At 54.4% G+C, this 19971-nt stretch carries 20 protein-coding genes; 9 read left to right on the top strand and 11 right to left on the bottom strand.

Features of this window, described 5'->3' with window-relative positions; genetic code table 11:
* Positions 1-6 precede the first annotated feature (6 nt).
* Entirely contained in the window at positions 7-1398 is a 1392-nt protein-coding gene (locus H5P30_RS11145) for a nucleotide sugar dehydrogenase (RefSeq protein WP_185693021.1), read from the bottom strand.
* 58 nt (positions 1399-1456) lie between these two features.
* Between H5P30_RS11145 and H5P30_RS11140 the strand changes: the two genes are divergently transcribed.
* Positions 1457-2275, top strand: a complete 819-nt coding sequence (locus H5P30_RS11140) for an alpha/beta hydrolase (protein WP_185693020.1) — start codon at positions 1457-1459, stop codon at positions 2273-2275.
* A gap of 188 nt (positions 2276-2463) precedes the next feature.
* On the opposite strand, the gene H5P30_RS11135 is transcribed toward H5P30_RS11140, so the two are convergent.
* The 7 genes from H5P30_RS11135 to H5P30_RS11105 form a co-directional block, all read right to left on the bottom strand.
* Positions 2464-3105 (bottom strand): phosphoribosylanthranilate isomerase, encoded by a 642-nt coding sequence (locus H5P30_RS11135; protein WP_185693019.1) that lies wholly within the window; start codon positions 3103-3105, stop codon positions 2464-2466.
* Entirely contained in the window at positions 3106-3972 is an 867-nt protein-coding gene (locus tag H5P30_RS11130; RefSeq protein WP_185693018.1) for a uroporphyrinogen-III synthase, read from the bottom strand.
* A 38-nt stretch (positions 3973-4010) separates the two neighbouring features.
* Positions 4011-4514, bottom strand: a complete 504-nt coding sequence (locus H5P30_RS11125; protein WP_185693017.1) for an SHOCT domain-containing protein — start codon at positions 4512-4514, stop codon at positions 4011-4013.
* Between the two features lie 270 nt (positions 4515-4784).
* A complete protein-coding gene (gene hemC / locus H5P30_RS11120) occupies positions 4785-5654 on the bottom strand; it encodes a hydroxymethylbilane synthase (protein WP_185693016.1) in 870 nt (289 codons plus the stop codon).
* Between the two features lie 36 nt (positions 5655-5690).
* Positions 5691-6722: a ketol-acid reductoisomerase gene (ilvC, locus tag H5P30_RS11115; RefSeq protein WP_185693015.1), complete on the bottom strand. Its 1032-nt coding sequence runs from the start codon at positions 6720-6722 to the stop codon at positions 5691-5693.
* A 42-nt stretch (positions 6723-6764) separates the two neighbouring features.
* A complete protein-coding gene (gene ilvN, locus H5P30_RS11110) occupies positions 6765-7259 on the bottom strand; it encodes an acetolactate synthase small subunit (RefSeq protein ID WP_185693014.1) in 495 nt (164 codons plus the stop codon).
* A gap of 120 nt (positions 7260-7379) precedes the next feature.
* Positions 7380-7913 carry a hypothetical protein gene (locus H5P30_RS11105; protein WP_221774346.1) on the bottom strand — a complete coding sequence of 178 codons (534 nt, stop codon included), beginning with the start codon at positions 7911-7913 and terminating at the stop codon, positions 7380-7382.
* 422 nt (positions 7914-8335) lie between these two features.
* Between H5P30_RS11105 and hflK the strand changes: the two genes are divergently transcribed.
* From hflK to H5P30_RS11070, 7 genes are all read left to right on the top strand, one after another.
* Positions 8336-9373 (top strand): FtsH protease activity modulator HflK, encoded by a 1038-nt coding sequence (gene hflK / locus H5P30_RS11100; protein ID WP_185693013.1) that lies wholly within the window; start codon positions 8336-8338, stop codon positions 9371-9373.
* Positions 9370-10434 carry a protease modulator HflC gene (hflC, locus tag H5P30_RS11095; RefSeq protein WP_185693012.1) on the top strand — a complete coding sequence of 355 codons (1065 nt, stop codon included), beginning with the start codon at positions 9370-9372 and terminating at the stop codon, positions 10432-10434. Before hflK ends, hflC begins: the two co-directional genes overlap by 4 nt.
* Before the next feature lie 40 nt (positions 10435-10474).
* Positions 10475-10900, top strand: a complete 426-nt coding sequence (locus tag H5P30_RS11090) for a response regulator (protein WP_185693011.1) — start codon at positions 10475-10477, stop codon at positions 10898-10900.
* Positions 10901-10915: 15 nt separating this feature from the next.
* Positions 10916-12256 (top strand): extracellular solute-binding protein, encoded by a 1341-nt coding sequence (locus H5P30_RS11085; protein WP_185693010.1) that lies wholly within the window; start codon positions 10916-10918, stop codon positions 12254-12256.
* Positions 12253-14616 carry an ATP-binding protein gene (locus tag H5P30_RS11080; RefSeq protein WP_185693009.1) on the top strand — a complete coding sequence of 788 codons (2364 nt, stop codon included), beginning with the start codon at positions 12253-12255 and terminating at the stop codon, positions 14614-14616. Before H5P30_RS11085 ends, H5P30_RS11080 begins: the two co-directional genes overlap by 4 nt.
* 80 nt (positions 14617-14696) lie before the next feature.
* Complete coding sequence (locus H5P30_RS11075; protein WP_185693008.1) at positions 14697-15716, top strand: FecCD family ABC transporter permease; 1020 nt, start codon at positions 14697-14699, stop codon at positions 15714-15716.
* Positions 15713-16753 (top strand): ATP-binding cassette domain-containing protein, encoded by a 1041-nt coding sequence (locus H5P30_RS11070; RefSeq protein ID WP_185693007.1) that lies wholly within the window; start codon positions 15713-15715, stop codon positions 16751-16753. The genes H5P30_RS11075 and H5P30_RS11070 overlap by 4 nt, the downstream gene beginning before the upstream one ends.
* 38 nt (positions 16754-16791) lie before the next feature.
* Here the strand turns inward: H5P30_RS11070 and H5P30_RS11065 are convergent, their stop codons facing one another.
* The 3 genes from H5P30_RS11065 to H5P30_RS11055 all read right to left on the bottom strand — a co-directional run bounded on the left by H5P30_RS11065 (position 16792) and on the right by H5P30_RS11055 (position 19245).
* Positions 16792-17271 (bottom strand): hypothetical protein, encoded by a 480-nt coding sequence (locus H5P30_RS11065; protein WP_185693006.1) that lies wholly within the window; start codon positions 17269-17271, stop codon positions 16792-16794.
* A 283-nt stretch (positions 17272-17554) separates the two neighbouring features.
* The gene (locus H5P30_RS11060; protein WP_185693005.1) at positions 17555-18121 is read right to left on the bottom strand and encodes a hypothetical protein; all 567 of its coding nucleotides are present in this window, start codon (positions 18119-18121) and stop codon (positions 17555-17557) included.
* A gap of 509 nt (positions 18122-18630) precedes the next feature.
* Positions 18631-19245 (bottom strand): hypothetical protein, encoded by a 615-nt coding sequence (locus H5P30_RS11055; protein ID WP_185693004.1) that lies wholly within the window; start codon positions 19243-19245, stop codon positions 18631-18633.
* A 234-nt stretch (positions 19246-19479) separates the two neighbouring features.
* Here H5P30_RS11055 and H5P30_RS11050 point away from each other — a divergent pair.
* Positions 19480-19971, top strand: a 492-nt coding sequence (locus H5P30_RS11050; RefSeq protein ID WP_185691585.1) for a winged helix-turn-helix domain-containing protein, incomplete at its 3' end; no start/stop codon positions are given.

Below are 19971 nucleotides of genomic sequence, written 5' to 3'. Positions count from 1 at the left end.
AGATGCCTACCTCAGGGAAGTCGCAGAATCACCCTTACCGATACTGTGGAGACTGAATCCAATCTTCTTCAGTTTTTTCGGTTTGAGGAGATTGCGTCCATCGAAGATGTGAGCGGGCTTCCGCATCGCATCGAAGATCCGCTCATAATCCAGCTCGGCAAACTCATCCCACTCCGTAAGCACAGCAATCGCATCGCAGGCTTGGACAGCTTGGTACGGATCACTCATGATCTGGACTCGCGGATCTTCTATTGATGGATCCAAACCGAGATCCCGGTAAATCTGTGCTTTTTTCACCCGAGGGTCATAAATCCGGAGAACGGCCTGCTCATCGAGCAGATCGCGGCAAACGGAGATCGCGGGGGATTCCCGGGTATCGTTGGTGTCCTTCTTGAAAGCAAAACCGAAGATGGCCAGATTCCGTCCGCTGACCGTGTTGAACATAGCACTCATGATCCGCCGGACGAAACGCCTCTTTTGGTAGTTGTTCATCTCAACCACCTTTCTCCAATAATCGGCCACCTCAGGAAGCCCGAAGAAATCGCAAAGATAGACCAAATTCAGAATATCCTTCTGGAAGCAGGACCCCCCAAAGCCGACTGAACTGCGCAAGAATTTCGAACCGATCCGCGAGTCCATGCCGATCGCCCGGCCAACTTCTTCGACATCGGCATCCGTGCGTTCGCAGAGGGCTGAAATCGAGTTGATGCTGGAAATACGCTGGGCCAAAAAGGCATTGGCCGTGAGCTTGGACAGTTCGGATGACCAAAGGTTTGTCGTCAAAATTCGGTCTTTGGGAACCCAAGCTTCGTAAAGCGAGGAAACGGAAGCGACGGCCGCCTTCCCTTCGGAGGTTTGATCGCCACCAATCAGCACGCGGTCTGGATTATTCAGGTCGACGATCGCAGTTCCTTCCGCGAGAAACTCGGGATTTGAAACGATCTCGAACTGATGCTTGGAACCCTCGGCATGGAGGATTTGTTTCAAGAATTCGGCCGTCCGGACGGGGACAGTCGATTTCTCCACGATGATCTTGTTGGATTGGGCGACTCGAGCGATGGTGCGAGCGCACTTCTCGACGTACATGAGGTTGGCGGCACTCCCCTTACCGACTCCGAATTCCTTCGTCGGAGTGTTCACCGAGACGAAAATAATGTCGGCCTCCGCGATCGTAGCCTCCACCGCCGTCGTGAAGAAGAGATTCCTCCCGCGGGCTTCCTTGACCACCTCAAGGAGGCCCGGTTCGAAAACGGGAAGTTCCTCTGAGTTCCAGCCTTGGATTCGGTCCTCGTTAATATCGACGACAGTTACCTTAACGTCGGGGTTCTTTTGGGCGATAACCGCCATCGTTGGTCCCCCAACGTAGCCGGCTCCGATACAACAAACTTTCTTTGGCATTGCTAAATTTTCCCCACCTTGCACGGTATTGCTTTGCTCTGCAATCCTCGATCTGCACATGCCGTCTCGTTCATTACTTTTGCTTCTTCTGATTGGCCTGGCGGTTTCCTACATCGGCCTGAATTTTTTGGTGCGATGGATCTATCCTCGACAGCTTTTTCCCTACCGCGGAAGCAGTTACGAAAGCCTTCCAGGATTGATCACCGTAAAATCCGGCGATGGGAATGAGGTCGCTTTTATCGTCCAACCAAGCACAGAATCCGGGGCTTCTGTTCTTTTTTATCTCCATGGAAATGGAGAAGATATCGGCACAAATGCCGACCGTTTTGCTTGGTTCAACGACCAGGGATATACCGTCATCGCACTGGACTATCCCGGCTATGGTCTCACGACCGGCACACCGACGGGGGAGAGCGTGCGTACCGCTACGCTGGCCGTGTGGGAATATGCTCGGGATGAGATGCAAGTTGCCGCCGAAGATACCGTGGTATGGGGTCGGTCACTCGGGGGCGCTCCCGCCACGTTTCTCGCGACCCAGGAAAAGTTCCGGGGGCTGGTTCTGGAATCGACGTTTCGGTCAGTTTTCGCCGTCGCCAATCTGCCAGTTCCCCTGCTGATTGCGGAACCTTTTCCGACCGAATCCATCATCGCAGAGGTTCCCTGTCCGATTTTTCTTTTTCACGGTGCCCTTGACCGAACCATTCCCGCCTCTCATTCCCAAAAACTGGCTGAAGAAGCGGGCGATTCTGCCGAACTATTTCTTTTCCCCGAAGGCGAGCACAACAACCTCCGCTTTGTCGGAGAAAATGAGATGATTCAGGTTTTAAATACCTTGCGGAGACGCGACGCCACATCGGAGGTCAAACAACCCCACTAGGCAATACCGAATTCGCATTGAACTCGGCTCGAGCGAGATGTCCTGCTGAATCGCATCGGGACCGCTAGGGAGAGAAATCCGCTCATCTCTTAGATGCGATTTTTCTTAGGTAATAGTCTTCCGCCCTTCCCCTTGGGATGCGTTGAGAGAGCTGGAAGCTCTCACTACTTTGGTTTCTTCGGTAGAAGCTATTCTTCCGCTTGTCTCACGGCTTGAAACAGAGCTCTCAATCGGGAGGCATCCTTGTTGCCCGGCGATGACTCGACCCCGCTGCTCACGTCGATTTGAGCCGCTTCGCTGGATCTCAGAACCTCTCCGACGTTCTCAGGGGTGATCCCACCGGCGATCGAGAACCGTTGTTCAGGATGACGGTTTTGGAGTTTTGCAAAGGATTCGCCTTCGACCCGGTGCCCCGTTCCGCCCATTCGATCCTTGGAGAAACCGTCGATCAGAATTACCTTCGCGAGGCCGACCCAGTCCTCATTGAAGTCGAGAAGATTGGCCAGTCGGGGCACCAGCCACAGTCGAGAGGCACCAAACCGTGTGGAGACAGAAACGGGATCAAAATCTCCAGAAGGATCAAAGTGAATCTGCACCCAATCAAAACCTCGGGCAAATGCGGCTTCAATAGCCTCCAGATCCGGTTCTACGGCGACCCAGACCCGTTTTCCTTTCGGAATTTCAGCCAATAAAGCCTCCTCCGTTCCCGGGGCGACATATCGGGGCGAGGCAGGATGCGCAATCACTCCTCCGAAGTCCGCGCCTAGCGACATCGCTTCCCGGGCATCCTCTGGCCGACGGAGCCCGCAAACCTTTACCGATACGTCCATCTACGAATTCAAATGAGTCGCAACGACATCCACCAATGCTTCCAAGCTGGCTTCTGGAGCCTCGGCTTGGAGAGGAATCCCAGCTCCCGCCAATGCTTCGGAGGTCATAGGACCGATGCTAAACGCTTTCGGGAACCGAGCCCCTTTTTCCAGCTGCAACGTGGAGGCTTGCTCAGCAAAGGCCTCGACTGTGCTCGCACTGGTGAAAAGAATCGCATCCGCGCCGTTCGTCCGGAAATCCACGGCTTCGGCGGCTCCCGCCAAATCTGCCAATTTGGTTTCATACACTTCGGCAATGTCTACGATCGCGTGGCCTTCCTCCTCCAGCGTTCTGGAGAGGGTATCCCGATTGCGGTTGCCAGCGACAATGAGCACCCGCGCACTATCGAGACTTTTCGTTTCCAGAAGCGCGACAGCGAGACTCTCTGCATTCGATTCCTCCGGCAAGAGATCGACCCTCAGTCGATGTTTGCGCACCGCATCTGCAGTGGCTTTGCCCACACAGGCAATGCGGGCAAACCCGATGGCCCGAAGATCCTCACACTTGGCGACCAGATCGGCAAAAAAGTGGCGAACCCCGTTTGCGCTGGTGAAAATGATCCAATCGTAGACCCCCGGCTGTTCCAGAACCTCTTCGAGTACTTTCCGGTTCTTGGTCGGGACCACCTCAATTAGAGGCAGCTCGACCACTTCGGCCCCGCGACTCTCAAGGAGCGAGGCCAAACCGCCCGATTGAGTGCGGGCGCGGGTGACACAAATACGTTTATTCGCCAAATCCAATGACATCCCCACAACGTAGCCCATCGGCCGAACCTCTTGCCAGTCCAAATCGAGGTGGGCGGACGGTTCGGCGCTCGTCTTTGACAAGATGTTATACTGAATTTAGTCAGCGATTCGTGCCCACCTTAAATTTCAGAGAGGATTCGATCTTTCTGCTCTTCGAAGTCATCCGCGTTAATCAACCCAGATTCCCGCATCGCCTCCAGCTTCCGGATCCGTTCTTCGATCGATCCAATCTGCCGGCGCGACCGTCCCGTATAAATGGCTTCGGAAATATCCGCCATCCCTTCCTGAGTTTCATGAGCTAAGTAGTTGAAGGTATCCTTGCCCACTGGAGCCAGTTCACCCGACGTGTACCGGGCCACTTTTCCCATAAAGGCAAAATTGCAGAGAACCAGGCCCACAAAGGAAACCGGTAAGCCAACGAAGACACACCAGAACCGTTCGGGAGCCCCAACCCCGCTATGCCCAAACCCGGGACCCAAGCTGTGGCTTCCAATATCACCCACTTTTGAAAAGAAGCTCACCATCCCAACCACCGTGAAGGCGATACCGACAAGAAGAATGAGGGGACCGAGAATCCGAAGAAAGGTCCTCTGACGGCTATGATGGGAATTGATCCGGTTCATGGGTGGGCGCTTTGGATGCAAATCTTAGGGAATAACCAAAATCGTAGCAGCAGTTTTCGCAATCGGGCAAGCGAAGAGAGCCTCAAAGTTTGACGGCCTTCTCTTTAAACGGCTTACTTTTGCTGAGACATTTTTACCGATAGGAATACCCTTGGACGCCGGGATTCAGCGATCACTGACCATTGGACGGGTCAACGATAGGAGTTACACCGTGAGGACCAATTCAGCGGGCAGCCCCTCTCCCGTCCAATCCTGAGAGCTCTTACGATCCTAGGAATCGGATTGATCGATCCAATCGACGAACTCTTCGGCGAAAAAGTCTTGGAGGTCGGCTTCCTCCAACGTCGGAACTTGAATTTCACGACGCTCGTGAGCCTCGTGGAAAGCATGGAAAATGGTTCCGTCGTAGTATCCGGCAAATGCAGTGTGGCATCCTCCGCCGAGCGCTCGCAAAAAGGCTCGCTCACAAACCACTGCTTTTTTGGTTTTCTCACAGCCCAACACCGAGAATTTCTCCAGATCTTCGACGCGCGTCTGGAGCGCGATAGCGGCCTGCCCGACAGCCGGAATCATTTCGCTGACTTCCAGACGACGAAAAACCAATCCCTCGGGCGGGCGAATGCCCAGACGGTGAAGCCCTGCTGAAGCGAGCACTGTCGCCTCCGCCTCCCCTTCCTTGATCTTTTGGAGACGTGTCTCCACGTTCCCCCGAATCTCGGAGAACTCAGCCTTCGGGAACAATCGCTGCAATTGAGCCCTTCGTCTCGGACTACTCGTCGCAATCCGATTCGGCTCCGTCACTCCCTCGCGGAGGATCAAAATATCCCGGGGATCTTCCCGCGGAAGAAAGGCCGCAAGCCCTAATCCCTCCGGCATCTCTGTCGGGAGGTCTTTGGCGCTGTGAACCGCTAGGTCCGCCTCTCCGGAGAGGACTGCATCCTCAATTTCCTTCGTGAACAGTCCCTTGCCCCCCTCCTTTTCGAGAGACCAAGTCGTTTGGCGATCACCGGTCGTAGTGAGCCAAAGCAGACCCGTCACCCAGGACGGATCGTATTCGATCGCGGCACGTTCCGCGAGCAATGCCTGGGCACGAGCGAGACGACTGCGCCGACTGGCGAAGATGACCGTCTCTGCGCTCATGCCCAAGAAAGCCGCGACCCTACAGGCCGAACGGGGTTACCCGTTGTAGCTAGCCTGTGAACCCTTGAGGTTGCGCTTAGCAACCCAAGGCATCAAGCTGCGAAGGTGCTGACCGGTCGTTTCGATCGGGTGCTTCTCGCCGTCCTCCAGCATCTTGTTGTAGTTCGGGAGGCCTTCTTCGTACTCTTTCACCCACTCACGGGTAAACTGTCCGCTTTGAATTTCTTCGAGGATCTTGGCCATCGACTTCTTGGTCTCTTCCGTGATGACACGAGGTCCACGGGTGATGTCCCCGTACTTCGCGGTTTCCGAGATCGAGAAACGCATTCCGGCGATACCGGACTCAACCATCAGGTCGACGATGAGCTTCAACTCGTGGAGACATTCGAAATAAGCCATTTCCGGCTGATAACCGGCTTCGACCAAAGTTTCGAATCCAGCCTGAACGAGAGCACTGGCACCGCCACAGAGGACAGCTTGCTCACCGAAGAGGTCGGTTTCGGTTTCTTCCTTGAAAGAGGTTTGGATGACGCCGGCACGAGTGCCGCCTACGCCGTCGGCCCAAGCGAGAGCCACATCCTTGGCCTTGCCGGAAGCGTCCTGGTGAACCGCGATCAATGCGGGAACGCCCTTCCCTTCGACAAACTGCGCACGGACGATGTGACCTGGACCCTTTGGAGCAACCATGATCACGTCAACGTCGGACTGGACGTCGATCAGGCCGTAGTGGATCGCCAGACCGTGGGAGAAGACGATCGTCTTGCCAGCGGTCAGGTTTGGAGCCACATCGTTTTCAAAAACCTTCTTCTGAACCATGTCCGGAACACCGAGCATGATGACGTCAGCCTTTTGAACCGCTTCTGCGGTGTCGAATACCTTGAAGCCTTGCTTTTCTGCGACTTCGCGCGACTTACTGGTGGGGTACAGGCCGATGATGACCTCGTAACCACTGTCTTTCAGGTTTTGCGCGTGTGCGTGTCCCTGGGACCCGTAACCAATTACGGCGAGGGTCTTATCTTTCAGGATCTCGCGATCCGCATCCTTCTCGGTATAGACTGTAGCTGACATAGTATTTATTTTGAAAGGTTGAGAGTTGTTTGAGCTAGGAGTTTAGGAGTTGGCGCCACGCTCGAGGGCGACGACTCCGGTACGGGCCATTTTCTGAACGCCGAATGGATCGACGAGATCGAGGAACGCTTTAATTTTACTGTCATTCCCGGTGATTTCGAGAACGACCGACTCAGCGCTGACATCGATCACCTTGGCACGGAAAATGTCGCAAATTTGCATGATTTCCGGACGAGTCTTGGAATCGGCCGAGACTTTCAGGAGAATCAGTTCGCGGGCGACGGCAGCGCCTTCGGTGAAGTGCTCTACTTCGACGACATTGACCAGCTTGTTGAGCTGCTTGAGAGCTTGGTCCAGAGCCTGATCGTCCCCGAGAATGGTTGCGGTGATCCGGGAAAGCCCTTCCAAATGCACCGGACCGACATTCAAAGTCTCGATATTAAAGCCGCGGCCGCTGAACATTCCAGCAACCCGGGCGAGGACCCCGAATTTGTTCTCCACGAGAACTGAGATTGTGTGCTTTTGGTCGGATGACATGGGAATGGTGAAAAACCGCGAAGAATGAATCGCTTAAAAAAGGGTGTCAAGGCGGTATCCGTTCGGCCAGAGGGCTACGAACTTCACCTCAAACAGAGAATCGCCGCAATGCGGCCGAACTTAGAATGCGTAGCGTAGAGAGGCACCCAGAAAGATCGTGTCTGTATCGACCTTGGTGTCCGAGTTTTTCAGGTCGGCCGTATCGTTGAAGCGATAGTTTGCCGAGAGATCGAGGTAGAAACTGGCAAACAGTTCGAAATCAAATCCCATGCGGAGGGCGTAGAAAGGCTTATCCTGCCAATCGCCATCTTCATTGATCCAGCCGATCCCAGCGGCTACATAAATTCCTTCACCGAAAAGGATATAAGCCTCCGGAGCCCAAGCCGATTCACCGAAACGGTCAGGCAGAAATTCTACATCGGCCTCAAATCCGACCAGATTCTTCCAATATTGGTAAGAAATGAGGTAGGAGAACCCGTTGTCATCGACATCGTCGACATCAATATCGGAAAGAGACACCCAGTAATTGGCCCCCACCCCGAGGCGATGCGTACCGTAGTTTTGGGTGATCACCGCTTGCTGCGCTTGCAGAGAAGCAGAGGCAGCGAAAATTCCGAGGAGAAAAACTGAAGGGAAAAGGTGGAAACGTTTCATTTCATGGAGATAGCAGAAGTTTTTGCCAAAAACCAAGTGGAATCTTCACAAAGTCGGTTCTCGGGTATAGCCCGAAGTGCGGCGACTTAACAGGACAACTGAAGCCATTCTGCGAGAAAGCCATGAACAAGATGAAGGAAGCGCGGTACTTCTAAGTCCGCAGAAGCGTACCACAGGCTGCCGGCCTGTGCCCTAAATCGAGAGCTAGACGGGTCCTGCGAAGCGAACGAACGAAGCTTGGAAACTCTCGCTACCTTCCTCGCATTCCCGTTCTCGCATGACTTGAGTCGGGCGATTCTCCCCACTGCCAACGACGAGAAAACGCCCGAACCCAACAGTGACACCGCACCGCGTCGGCAATCGATAGCTCTCCCCAGGAACCCCAAACGACTAAAGTCGATCGGGAACGCCCTTCCCTGTCCGTGCACAAGCTCATTTGTGCGATTCTCCCGCAATTCGTTGACAGGAGTCCGAACCCCCTTCTCCTTCGGGTCATTGTGAGAGTTGAGTTCCCCGACGGCCGTGAAGCCGAAATTAATTTCTGGAAGTATATCTGGATCCCCATCGTCCTCTTGATCGGCTTGGTCCTCGCCACGAGCTTCCATCAGGTCGATGCCGACGAAGAAGGAGTCCTTTTGCGTTTCGGCAAGCAGGTAAAGACCGTGGGACCCGGCCTCCAGTTCCACCTGCCTTACCCGATCGACAAAATGGTCAAGGTCAAGACTCGGCGGGTCGATGTCCAAGAGTTCGGCTATCGTAGCGGACCTGGGGGGCGAATCACCGAGTCGGGCTACGACGATGAATCCTCCATGCTGACGGGTGACCTCAACATCGTCCTCGCCGGTTGGGATGTACAGTTCAGCCGAGAAAACCCCGAGCAGTTCCTCTTTAACGTCAAAGACCCCATCGCGACGCTCCGGGACATTTCGCAGTCAGTGATGCGAGAGATCATGGGCGACCGCGCCAGTATTCCCATCCTCACCATTGGGCGGGCCGAGATTCAGGAGCGGGTGAGAAAATTGATTCAAGCTCAAGCCGACCAGTTCAAGATGGGGCTGCGAATCAACGAGGTGAATCTGATCTTCGTCAGTCCTCCCGCCCAAGTCCAAGCCGCTTTCAACGATTTGAATAAAGCCGAGCAGGATGCCGTGCGGTTCTATGAAGAAGCCTCCCGTGAATACCAGGAGAACGTCCCACGGGCGCAAGGGCAGGCCGAGCGTATCGTCCTCGAATCCGAAGGGTTTCTCGAGAGCCGGGTCAACCGGGCCGAGGGGGACGCGGACCGCTTTCTCGAAATGCTGCGCGCTTACGAAGAGTCACCGGAAGTGACCCGCCAGCGCCTCTACCTCGAAACTTTGGAAAAACGACTGCCCGAGGTCGGCGAAGTCTGGATTGTCGATGAGGACATGAAAGGGGTTCTACCCCTGCTCAATTTAAATGAAGGAGGACTGAAACAATGACCGCCGCCCGCAAACGAAATCCCGCCGTCCTCTGGATCCTCGGACTCATCGCCGCCATCGTATTGGTCGCCGCAGCCTGGACCAGCCTCTACACCATCAGTGAATGGGAACAAGCCGTGATCACCGAATTTGGTGAAGTCGTGGGCGATCCGGTTACCCAAGCTGGCCTTCACGTCAAAAGGCCGTGGCAGCAGGTGCGCCGTTTCGATTCACGTCTCCAGCGTTGGGACGGACGCCAAACCACGACCATCACCCGCGACCGCAAAACGGTAAACGTCGACGTCACCGCCCGCTGGCGCATCGACGATGCGAAACAATTTCTCGAAGCGGTCAATTCCATCAACCAAGCAGACACTCGCCTCAACGGAATCATCGCCGGGGCCGTGAAGGATGAAATTGCCAAATACGATCTCTACGAGGTGATCCGGAGCAGCAACGGCATCCTCGACATCAAAACCGAGGAGCTCTCCATCAAGCTCGATTCGGGCGATCTCGAAGAAATCTCCGTAGAAGAGGTCGCCACTCTCGGAAGCGATCTCCCCGAGTTGCACCAGTCCACCGATGGGGCCTATCTTGCCGGACGCCCGATTGTCCTCCAAGGCATCCTCCAGGAAGCTCGCAAAAGACTCGCTCAAATCGGTCTCGGAATCGCGCTCGAGGACATTCTCATCAAACAGCTGAACTACACGCAGGAAATCGAGTCGAACGTCTACGCCCAGATGAACGCTGAATTGCAGAAAATCTCAGCTGGCTTCCGTTCGAACGGAAAAAAGCGCGCCGAGCAACGCCTCGGGGAGATGGAACGCGAATTGGCCCGGATCAGCAGTGAGGCAGAGCAGAGGGCGCAAGTCATTCGTGGACAGGCCGAAGCCAAGGCCATTCGGATCTACGCGGAAGCTTACAATCAGGATCCGGGGTTCTATCGCTTCCTGCGAACCCTCCAAGCCTACGACAAAGGCCTCGGGGGAAATAGCCGTATCCTGATCGGCTCTGGGAGTCCGTTTTTCGACCTGTTGAATAGCATCGATTCCACCGATTCCGCAGCCGAGGGAAATCCCTAATTTACTTGAAACAGAGCGAATTCGGGTCTACGTTTCAAATATGACCCCGGTTAAAGAGGCCCCGTCCCTCGACCTCACTTTCTCTCATATCACGGATGGACTCCGAATCCTTCTCGTTGAAGACAATTCCGACCAGCACTACCTGGTCGAGCGATTTTTGCGTGGCTCATATGCCAGCCTATTCTGGGCTAAATCTTCCGAAGAAGCTTTGGAGATGATTGAACAGGAAGAGTTCGACCTATTTGTGCTCGATGTCATGCTTCCGAAAATGGATGGCTGGGAACTTTTCTCCGAAATACGGAAGATCCCCGGGCATCTGCGTACTCCTGTTCTTTTCCTGACCTGCGTCGTCCCCCCTTCCGAGGAAAACCTCGCTTCTGATGATCATGGATACTGCCGAACACTGGCAAAGCCCTCCTCAAAGGAAGGATTCCGCAATGCGATCATCAATCTCCTCCGCGGCTGACGATCCAGGATCGTAATGCCGAGGAACCAGGAGAGTTCACCGAGCTCACGACCGCTCCAAAATCGGGTCTCGACCTCTTTCTTTTTCGGTTTTCTCTCCACCCCACTTCTTTTCTTCCTCGGCTGCACCCAGGATGAATCTCTCGAAGGTCCGCCCGATCGTCCCGCTGAAATCCTGTTTGTCGGCGACCCATTTGCCTATGTTTTAGAGCAAAACTGGGAGAAGATTGAAGACTCCTTCGGGGATCCGGTTAACCTGAAGATTGAACGCTATTCAAACACCCGACGCTCAATCATTCGAAACGCTCAGGATTCCGAGTCGTTCTACAATTTAGTATCCTTTGATATTCTCTGGCTTCCGCATCTGGCCCAGAACCATATCCTCGATCCGATATCTGAAAAAGATTTGGAGGAGATCGGGATCGATCCGAAAACCTTTTACCCTCAAACAATCGAGAGTAGCCGTTATGAGGGAGAGCTCCTGGGGATCCCGATTCAACCCCATTTCGAGCTGATGTTTTACCGAAAAGATTGGTTAGAGGCCGAAGGACTGGCTCCCCCGAGGAGCTTTGAAGAATTGCTGGAGCAGGCCCGATTGTTCCACTCTCCGGAGGATAATCGTTTTGGCATATGCTGGAATGGTCTTCGCGGTCAGGCCTTCGGGCAGACCATAGCCCACCTCTACGCTTCTTTTGGCAGCTCTATCGTCAATGATGAGGGTGAGCCGCAGATAGACACTGAAACTGGGGAAAAAGTACTCGTTTTCCTCCAAGAACTCCTTGCAGTGTCTCCTCCCGACGTTCTGACCATGGCTTGGGATCAACGAATCGAACGGTTTCAAAACGGACAATCCGCATTCACCTACGGTTGGGGAGCCCGGGCGATGACCCTCGAGCACGATCCAGCTTCCCAAGTCGCAGGACGTGTCGGCTACTCCATTCCTCCGGGAGAGAATGGTTTCTCCGAGAAGGTCCCTCTGGGCCAATGGAACCTAGGCCTTCCGGCGAACTTAACTCCTGATGAACGCCAACGTTCGCTTCGACTTCTTAAAGTGCTCCTTTCCTCCGATGTCTACGAGATGTTCGCAGATTCCGGTCTTGAAAATCTCTACCGAAAACCTCCCGCAGGAGTTGCTCAGTCCTCAGAATATCTCCGCACGAGCCGGGAAATTTTTGCCAATGACCGAACTTCCGAGGAAGCTCGCCCTCGCCTGGAAAATTGGACACAGCTCGCAGACATTTTAGGAACCACTTTTCACGACGCCCTACTCGGGCGAATGACGAATGAAGAAGCGCTGAGGCTCGCCCAAGCCCGTGCCGATGAGGCCATGGGCCTTCCACTGGAACCCGTCCTATGAGACTACCAAACCGGGTCGTTCTACGCCTATTACTGGCGTTCTTTTCAGTTCTCTCTCTAGCCGCGATCCTCCTCGTCATCCAGACGCGCTCCATCGTTCGCACCGAGATCTTGAATCGGGCCATCGCCTACCATCAGGAGATCGTGAATGTTGAATCCGCCCACCTTTCCGCCCGCACCCAGCAAGCCGCCCTACAAGCTCTCCGTTTATCTCATCGTGGCGAACTGCGCGACTATCTCAAGGACCTGAAATCTCCCGACAAGGTGGATCGTGCACAAAGGCGGATGCAGAGTTTCCTCGAACGAAATCCGGAATTCTCCTCCGCCGCCATTATCGGTCTCGATTTCCGCATCCGCATGATCATGAGCCAAGGATCGGAGGCCCCTTATCGAGAAGAGGTCAGCAGTGACTTGTTCGAGAAAGGCCTCGATCCTCTCAACGCCATGGCTAAAATCCCGGTTTTTGTCGAATCCAGCACCGCCTTGGGATCGAGTCAGGAGTCAGTCCTCCGACTCACTGCACCGATCTTCGATGAGAACGACCTCACAATCGGTATCCTCGCCTTGGACCTGGATCTCGACGACATCCTGAGAACCCTGAATCCAGACACAAAGGAGGCTCATTTCTTCGTCATCGACGAGGAGGCAGACATCCTACTCGAGCATCTTCCGGAAACCGAGGGCAGGAAAAGTCGCACTGCAGTCGAGATTCTTTCCTCCGCCGAATTGCGCGAACTTTCCCGATCCCGTCAGGGCAATATGATCACCTCCCGAAATGGAGGATACCTCGTTTCCCATTCCCGCCTGGATCCCCACCTCGCTACCGGGGTCGATGCCACCCTCGTCCAGGTCATTCCCCTGGATTCCATTTTCCGGCCGATTCACCTCCTCCTCGGAGCCATCTCGGTTACGGTCATCGCCATCCTCGGATTTGCCATGTGCATCGTTGCAGTATTAGCCTACCGCATCATCCGGCCCATCGGACGCCTGTCTCACGAGATGATCGCTTACAACCCAGGCGAAATTCCAACGCTCCGAAAACGAGACGTAACGCGTAAGGACGAGATCGGCCGCCTCTTCAGCTCTTTCGAATTCATGGCTCAGGAACTCAACGAGAGCTTCAACCAAATTCAGGAACAGATGACGGCTCTCCAGGAGAAAAATGAAGAGCTCAAAAAGAAGACCCGCGAGGCAGAAGAATTGGCACGGGCCAAGAGCGATTTTCTCGCCGTCATGAGTCACGAAATCCGCACTCCGATCAACGCGATTGTCGGATTTTCTCAACTACTCGAGGAAGATGCCGATCCGGATGAACGTGACCACTGCACGAAGAGGATCATGGAGAATAGCGAGAGACTCCTCTTCTTGGTGGAGAACATCCTCGATTTCACCCGGATTCAAGGAGGCCGGGTGAAGATCGCCGAAGAAGAGTTCAACCCCGCCCTCGAACTCGAAGCCCTTTCCGATAATTTCCGCACCCGCATCGATTCCAACAAAGTCTCGATCACCCTCGAAATGGGTCTTGAACTCGATCAACTGGTGATAGGAGATTCCGACCGGATTCGACAGATCCTCTCCAATCTCATGGAGAATGCCCTCAAGTTTACCTTAGTCGGAGAAATTCGGATTCGCGGAGAGCTGTTCCCTCTCGGGGGCGGAGATCATCGACTTGAGGTCCAGGTCGCCGACACCGGTCTCGGGATTCCTCCCGAAAACCTGAAATCTATTTTCCTCCCCTTTGAGCAAGTCGATCATGGCCTCCGCAGGAAGTTTGAGGGCTCCGGATTGGGGCTTGCGATCTGCAAGCGGCTTGCAGAACTCATGGGCGGATCTCTCGAGGTAGAGAGCACGGTCGGGAAAGGTAGCACCTTTACCTTGAGCCTGCCTCTCCGGGAATCTTCCGAACCGTCAGTCCTCCCTGCCGAACTGCAAAATCGGTTTTCCATTCAGAATAAGATCCCTTCCCTGCCGATCGATTTCCTGATCGTTGAAGATGATTCGAACAACGCCGAGGTGCTGCAGAAATTTCTCAAAAAAGCCGGAGCAAAGTCCGTAAACATTGCCCATGACCGACGCGAGGCAGAGGAAAAACTGCGCATGAAATCGTATGGGATGATCCTCATGGATTTACACCTCGGGGAAGAGAGCGGGCTCGATATTATCCGTTCTGTCCGGGCCGACACATTTTCCTCTCAGAACAGGAATGACGTTCCGATCGTAGCCATCACCGCCTACGCTCTGGACGAAATCCGCGATAGTTGCCTCACCGAAAAGGTCAACGCCTTCATCACCAAGCCGTTTTCGACAACCGAACTCTCGGAAACCCTAGTCACTCTCGCGAAATCTTCCCCCTCGACCTGACGCCAACGAAAGGTTCTCCCAGGTCCAGTTTTTGGGATTTGCAGCCGCGACTCGATCTGCCCTAAGTTCATCTCTTTTCGATGATTGTTCGCTGGGGCTGTTTTCTTCTCTTGGTATCGCTGTTTCTCGCCGCGATTGCCTTTGGCTCCGTCACCATCCCGCTCCACGACGTTTTCCTCTTCCTCACCGGGCGACTGGGTCCAGATACCGCAGAGGGCTACATTCTCCAAAATATCCGCCTCCCTCGTGCTCTGACCGCTTCCGTCGCTGGGGCGGGGTTGGCCTTTGCCGGTCTGCAGATGCAGACCGTCTTTCGCAACCCTCTCGCGGATCCCTACATTCTCGGAGTAAACTCCGGGGCCAGCCTCGGTGTTGCCATCGTCATGCTCGTCGCCGCACCGGTTGGACCTGGCCTTCTGGGCACCCTGGCCGGAGGCGGAGCCTTCTCTACGGTCATCGCTGCCTCCATCGGATCCGGAGCCGTTCTCGCCCTCATTCTGGCCCTCACCTCACGAATTGGGGTCATGACCCTCCTCATCATCGGCCTAATGCTGGCCTACCTGATCAACGCCATCGTCAGCATCCTTATCTATTTTGCCATGCCCGAACGGCTTCAGGCCTTCATCTCATGGAGCTTTGGTCAGTTTGGAACCGTTTCCTGGAACCAGTTTTGGGTCTTTCTCACCGCAGCCGGTCTCGCCGTCATCTTCGGATCCCTACAGTTCAAATCGATGGACGTCCTTCTTCTCGGTGAGGAGCAGGCTACGGCTCTCGGAGAAAATACCCGACGCACTCGGATCCGCATTCTTTCGAGCGCCGCCATAATTGCTGGAGCCGTGACCGCTTTCTGCGGTCCAATCGGATTCCTCGGAGTGGCCGTTCCCCACCTCGCCCGAGGTCTCCTGCGCACCCAATCCCATCGCAAGCTCATCCCCGTCACCTTGACCCTCGGAGCTTCCCTCGCGCTCCTCTCCGATCTCATCGCCAGGCTTCCGGGAACCTCGACGACGCTACCGGTCAATGCCATCACCGCCCTCATCGGTGCCCCCGTCATCATTTGGGTCCTCCTCAAAAGTCGCACCACAAGATCCCTGTCGTGAGTAATTTGACTTCAGATCTCATCCTCCAAACCCAAAACCTCGCGTTTGGGCACGACCTCGGTACCAAGCATGAGCGCAAACTCGGGGGCCCCCTCAATCTCACCCTCTCCCGTGGAGAACTCGTTTGCCTCCTCGGTCCAAATGGAGCCGGAAAGAGCACCCTCCTCCGATCTCTTTGCGGATTTCTCCCGCCGATCAGCGGTTCCGTGTCGATCGCTGGACGTGACCTCTCTGATTATTCTCCCCGAGAACTCGCCCGTGTTCGCGGCGTTCTCCCGACTCGCGAATCTTCCCCCGAAGGCATGACGGCGGGGGAGTTGGTCTCCCTCGGGCGCCATCCGCATTCGAACTGGGCCGGCAAGCTGACACCGAATGACCAGGCTGCGATTGATTCCGCTTTTCGTGACACGGCCAGCCAACAATTTCGCGATCGGCCCATTGGTGAATTGAGTGACGGAGAACGGCAACGTGTTTCGATCGCCCGCCTTCTTGCCCAAGAACCCGCTCTGGCCTTCCTCGACGAACCTGCAGCCTTCCTCGACCTTCCTTCACGGATCGAAATACTTGGAAAACTCGCCGCAATCGCCCGGACCAGAAAGATCGCCATCCTCCTGACCACTCACGATCTCGAGAGCGCCCTCCGCCACGCCGATCGGATTTGGCTCCTCAGCGCCGATGGGAAATGGACCGGCGGCGCGCCCGAAGATTTGGTTCTCGAAGGTGCCTTCGCTAAAACCTTCCCCTCCCCTGCTCTCGAGTTCGACATTTCCCAAGGAAATTTTCGTCCCAAGACGCGTTCCGGCCCTCCGGTCCACCTAGCCGGCCCCGATCCCCACCGACTCTGGACCGAACGGGCTCTCGAACGCTACGGCTGGACGGCGACCACAACTTCCGGCCCCACAATCCAGATTGAGGTCACGACCGACTCACAGCCGACTCAGTGGAGGCTTTCGCCCCCCGATCGCCCCACTCAGACTCTATATTCCATCGAAGATTGCTTACAGACCCTGGGCTTCGCCCCCACCGAAGGAACCTGAAGACACTTCGGTCGAGAATGTCCTCCTCTGAAAAGTTATCAACCCCGGGTGCGGAATTCGGCAAAGATGATTGCCATTCCGGTCAGGAGTACAATCGGTTCATCCTCCTTCAACAGAGTCACATCCCACCCGGACATCCGTTTGTCGACCTTTGCCCAAGGACCTGCCTTGTCGCTTAACGTCAGCGATCGCTTCATTCCCCATCCAAACGAAATCTTAGCTCGTGGGCTTCTCCCCATCTCGATGAAACCTGACGAGCTAGTCACTGAAACTCCCGCGGCGCCAATTAGCCGCTCGCCCCGACGGATCGAGTAGAAAACCTCGGCAACTCGGTGCTCTTGTTTGGCTGAGAGAATCTTGGTCCCCGCTGAATTGAGGACGTCATATTTTTGCCCAAAAACAACAAACCACCTGCCCCTGACGATCCAAGCAAGTTGACCTGCCGAATCCTCAATGAGGACGTGCGGACTCGCACCAAATGCTTTCGCACGGATGCGATAGGCCCGATCTGTAGCCACAGATGTCACCTTCTTAAGATATATCACCTCGGAATTTCCGGGCGACAAAAATGAGTTCAATGACCACACCCACCATCTTGCAAAATTTCCAAAATCCTTAGCCGAGACTTCTGCGAACAAGCAACTCCTCGCCCTTCGAGTGGCCCCAGGTTCGATCCAAGCAAGAATATCGGGGTACCCCTTCGACAAGTCGGCCCAGGGATCAGAGCCAGCGGGTCAGGAGCTCCTTAGGCCCAGTGGCCGGAGCCCTTAAACGAACTCCATCCATCCTGTAGTCTCCGACTCAGGATCCTTCAACCTCATTGGGCGGTGGATTCTTGGCGAGTTTGACGATCCCCCAGATGGAAACCCCGACACCTAGTATAGACAAGAGAATCGATGCGCCAACGCCTCCAAAAATCAGTCCGAAGAACATAAACAAACGGGATCGGCTAAAGGAGAAGATACGCGGTTCGAAGTTACCGGAAACAGATATCAAAAGAGTCCCGGGATCCGCAACCGAGACATATCCAACGCTCCTCTGTTGTCGGTCTCCAAAGTCCAACGTAACGGACGAATTCCTGTGAAAAACGACTTCCTTTCCATCTTCCCCCTGAACACCAATCGCCAAACCATCGGGAATTTCCTCGGAACGGCGATAGCTCTTCCCTTCAAAAAAAGTTACATAGTCGTTCCAAAGATAGTAGTTTCCCGGTTCCTCCACCGAAATCTCGACCTGACCAGGCACTTGAAAGGAAAGGTCCTCGTGGTCCGGCAGAAAGATCGCCAAGAGAATGACCGCGGGGATAACAAAGAGCCCGAGCAATACGAGAACGATCCCCGCAATTAGTGTTTTCAGCCCTTTTCTCACAACAATTTCGATAAAGTTACTTTCTTTATCAACCGAGACTGCAGTCTTTTAAAGCAATTAGATGCACGACTCTGCCAGTCGAAGGGGCTCTCAAGTATTGACCGAGACTTCACCCCTGCATGCAGGCATATCCTTACACACAACTTCCTAGACTAACGTTTTCCTGCAATAACTTTGAGTTATCTTGTAGGAGTATGCCCCAAATGGAGCGCGGAATTCATTCCGCCCCGTCAGATTCGCTGCGAATGAAAAGTTTCCCTCAGAATCTAAGGCGAAAGGCCTGAGTGGCATGCGGCGCGGAATGAATGCCGCGCTCCCCTGTTCTTGCGTTTTCGAGACCGTCCAGAGCTATAGGCTTGTGTATAAGGATATTCTCGCACGGGAGGGGGACCCCCGACGATGTCGGGGGTGGAGGGGTGGATGAGTCCCTAAACGAGTCCCATTCGGACTATCGTCCGTGTATCCCGCATTGATCTAAACATGGAAAAATTCTTCTTTCACCTCCGGCCTCAGTGAGAGGAAACTCCCTCTCCTCCCCCGCTCTCACTGGAGCTCGATTTCAATTCAGCGGTGATTTCCAACGACAAAATGAGATCTTCCCCGTCGTTATCACCATACCCCCGAAACTTCAGTAACTCTGCTTGATTCTCAGAGATCCATCGCAGATTCGGATCGGAAGAAAAGGCCAATGCTGGCCGCGCGGATCTCACTTTCTGATAAGTCTCGGATCGCAATCGGAAGTACTGCGAAACGACATTTCCCCGGGATGGCTTATTGGTCACTTCAATAATCGTGTCACCATTCAAGGGGTTTATGTAATAATATATTTCAAAACTCCCGGAAATGGGAGAACTCCCGTCATTACGGGCGGTAATGACATCTTCCCGACTAGAATCTTTATCCAAATAATCAATCAATTCGACAGCGAACTCCAGCTCATGATGGGGCTCCACCGAATATTGGTAGGTCATCGTTGTAAGTCCCAAGATCTCATACGCCTTAGTCTGTTGAGGATCGTAGTCTTTCCCGACCGAAGAGAAGTCTCCTTCAATGAAACGTTCGGAAGAACAAGAGACCGAGGCCATTGCCAATACGACTCCAAAGAGTTTCAGGATAGCGTTCATGATTCGCGATTCGATACAATTCACCGGAGCTCCCTCTGGAGCCTACCCAGCTTGATCAAAAACCTAATTCTAGCGACCGCCCATGATGGTTCCCTACGCCACTTTTCCAAATCATCGGAACCTGGCGAAACGAAATCGATCAAATTGACGGAAGGGATACACATGAATAAGGCGAAGAGAAGACGGGTTATTAACTCGCTTGACAAATAGATCATAATCGAGCGATCTTTACTGATGGAAAATCGAGATGCCCGCACGCTGAGTCAGGATGCCCAGCAAGAGATGCGCCGTCAGGCGATCCGTGCCTTGAAAAAGGGCCGAACACAAACACAGGTTGCCAAGGATTTTGGTGTGGCCCAGCCCACGGTGAATCGGTGGTGGAAACGCTTTGAGGTTGGGGGTTGGGCGGCTATCGGTAAGGGCAAGCGGGGTCGGCAAGATGGAAGTGGACGCAAGATGACTGCGGATCAAGAGAAAGAGATTCAAAAGCTTATCACCGACAAGACCCCGGATCAATTGAAGCTGCGTTTCGCTCTCTGGACGCGGGAAGCCGTGAGAGAGCTGATCAAAAACCGGTTTAAAATCGAGTATGGACTTCAATCGATGAGTGTAGTCTTGGCTCGCTGGGGTTTCACTCCCCAGCGACCACTGAAGAAGGCTTACGAGCAACGCCCGGCTGAGGTGAAGCAGTGGATGGGAGAGGTCTATCCGGAAGTGAAAAAAAAG

Origin of the sequence: Puniceicoccus vermicola, assembly GCF_014230055.1 — a bacterium.
GTDB classification, from domain to species: domain Bacteria; phylum Verrucomicrobiota; class Verrucomicrobiia; order Opitutales; family Puniceicoccaceae; genus Puniceicoccus; species Puniceicoccus vermicola.
This window is presented reverse-complemented; position numbering and strand designations above follow the sequence as displayed.

Excerpts from the sequence above, each read along its gene's own strand:
- H5P30_RS11145 (WP_185693021.1), bottom strand. The coding sequence starts at position 1,398 with ATGCCAAAGAAAGTTTGTTGTATCGGAGCCGGCTACGTTGGGGGACCA.
- H5P30_RS11140 (WP_185693020.1), top strand. The coding sequence starts at position 1,457 with ATGCCGTCTCGTTCATTACTTTTGCTTCTTCTGATTGGCCTGGCGGTT.
- H5P30_RS11135 (WP_185693019.1), bottom strand. The coding sequence starts at position 3,105 with ATGGACGTATCGGTAAAGGTTTGCGGGCTCCGTCGGCCAGAGGATGCC.
- H5P30_RS11125 (WP_185693017.1), bottom strand. The coding sequence starts at position 4,514 with ATGAACCGGATCAATTCCCATCATAGCCGTCAGAGGACCTTTCTTCGG.
- hemC (WP_185693016.1), bottom strand. The coding sequence starts at position 5,654 with ATGAGCGCAGAGACGGTCATCTTCGCCAGTCGGCGCAGTCGTCTCGCT.
- ilvC (WP_185693015.1), bottom strand. The coding sequence starts at position 6,722 with ATGTCAGCTACAGTCTATACCGAGAAGGATGCGGATCGCGAGATCCTG.
- ilvN (WP_185693014.1), bottom strand. The coding sequence starts at position 7,259 with ATGTCATCCGACCAAAAGCACACAATCTCAGTTCTCGTGGAGAACAAA.
- H5P30_RS11105 (WP_221774346.1), bottom strand. The coding sequence starts at position 7,913 with ATGAAACGTTTCCACCTTTTCCCTTCAGTTTTTCTCCTCGGAATTTTC.
- hflC (WP_185693012.1), top strand. The coding sequence starts at position 9,370 with ATGACCGCCGCCCGCAAACGAAATCCCGCCGTCCTCTGGATCCTCGGA.
- H5P30_RS11090 (WP_185693011.1), top strand. The coding sequence starts at position 10,475 with ATGACCCCGGTTAAAGAGGCCCCGTCCCTCGACCTCACTTTCTCTCAT.
- H5P30_RS11085 (WP_185693010.1), top strand. The coding sequence starts at position 10,916 with ATGCCGAGGAACCAGGAGAGTTCACCGAGCTCACGACCGCTCCAAAAT.
- H5P30_RS11080 (WP_185693009.1), top strand. The coding sequence starts at position 12,253 with ATGAGACTACCAAACCGGGTCGTTCTACGCCTATTACTGGCGTTCTTT.
- H5P30_RS11075 (WP_185693008.1), top strand. The coding sequence starts at position 14,697 with ATGATTGTTCGCTGGGGCTGTTTTCTTCTCTTGGTATCGCTGTTTCTC.
- H5P30_RS11055 (WP_185693004.1), bottom strand. The coding sequence starts at position 19,245 with ATGAACGCTATCCTGAAACTCTTTGGAGTCGTATTGGCAATGGCCTCG.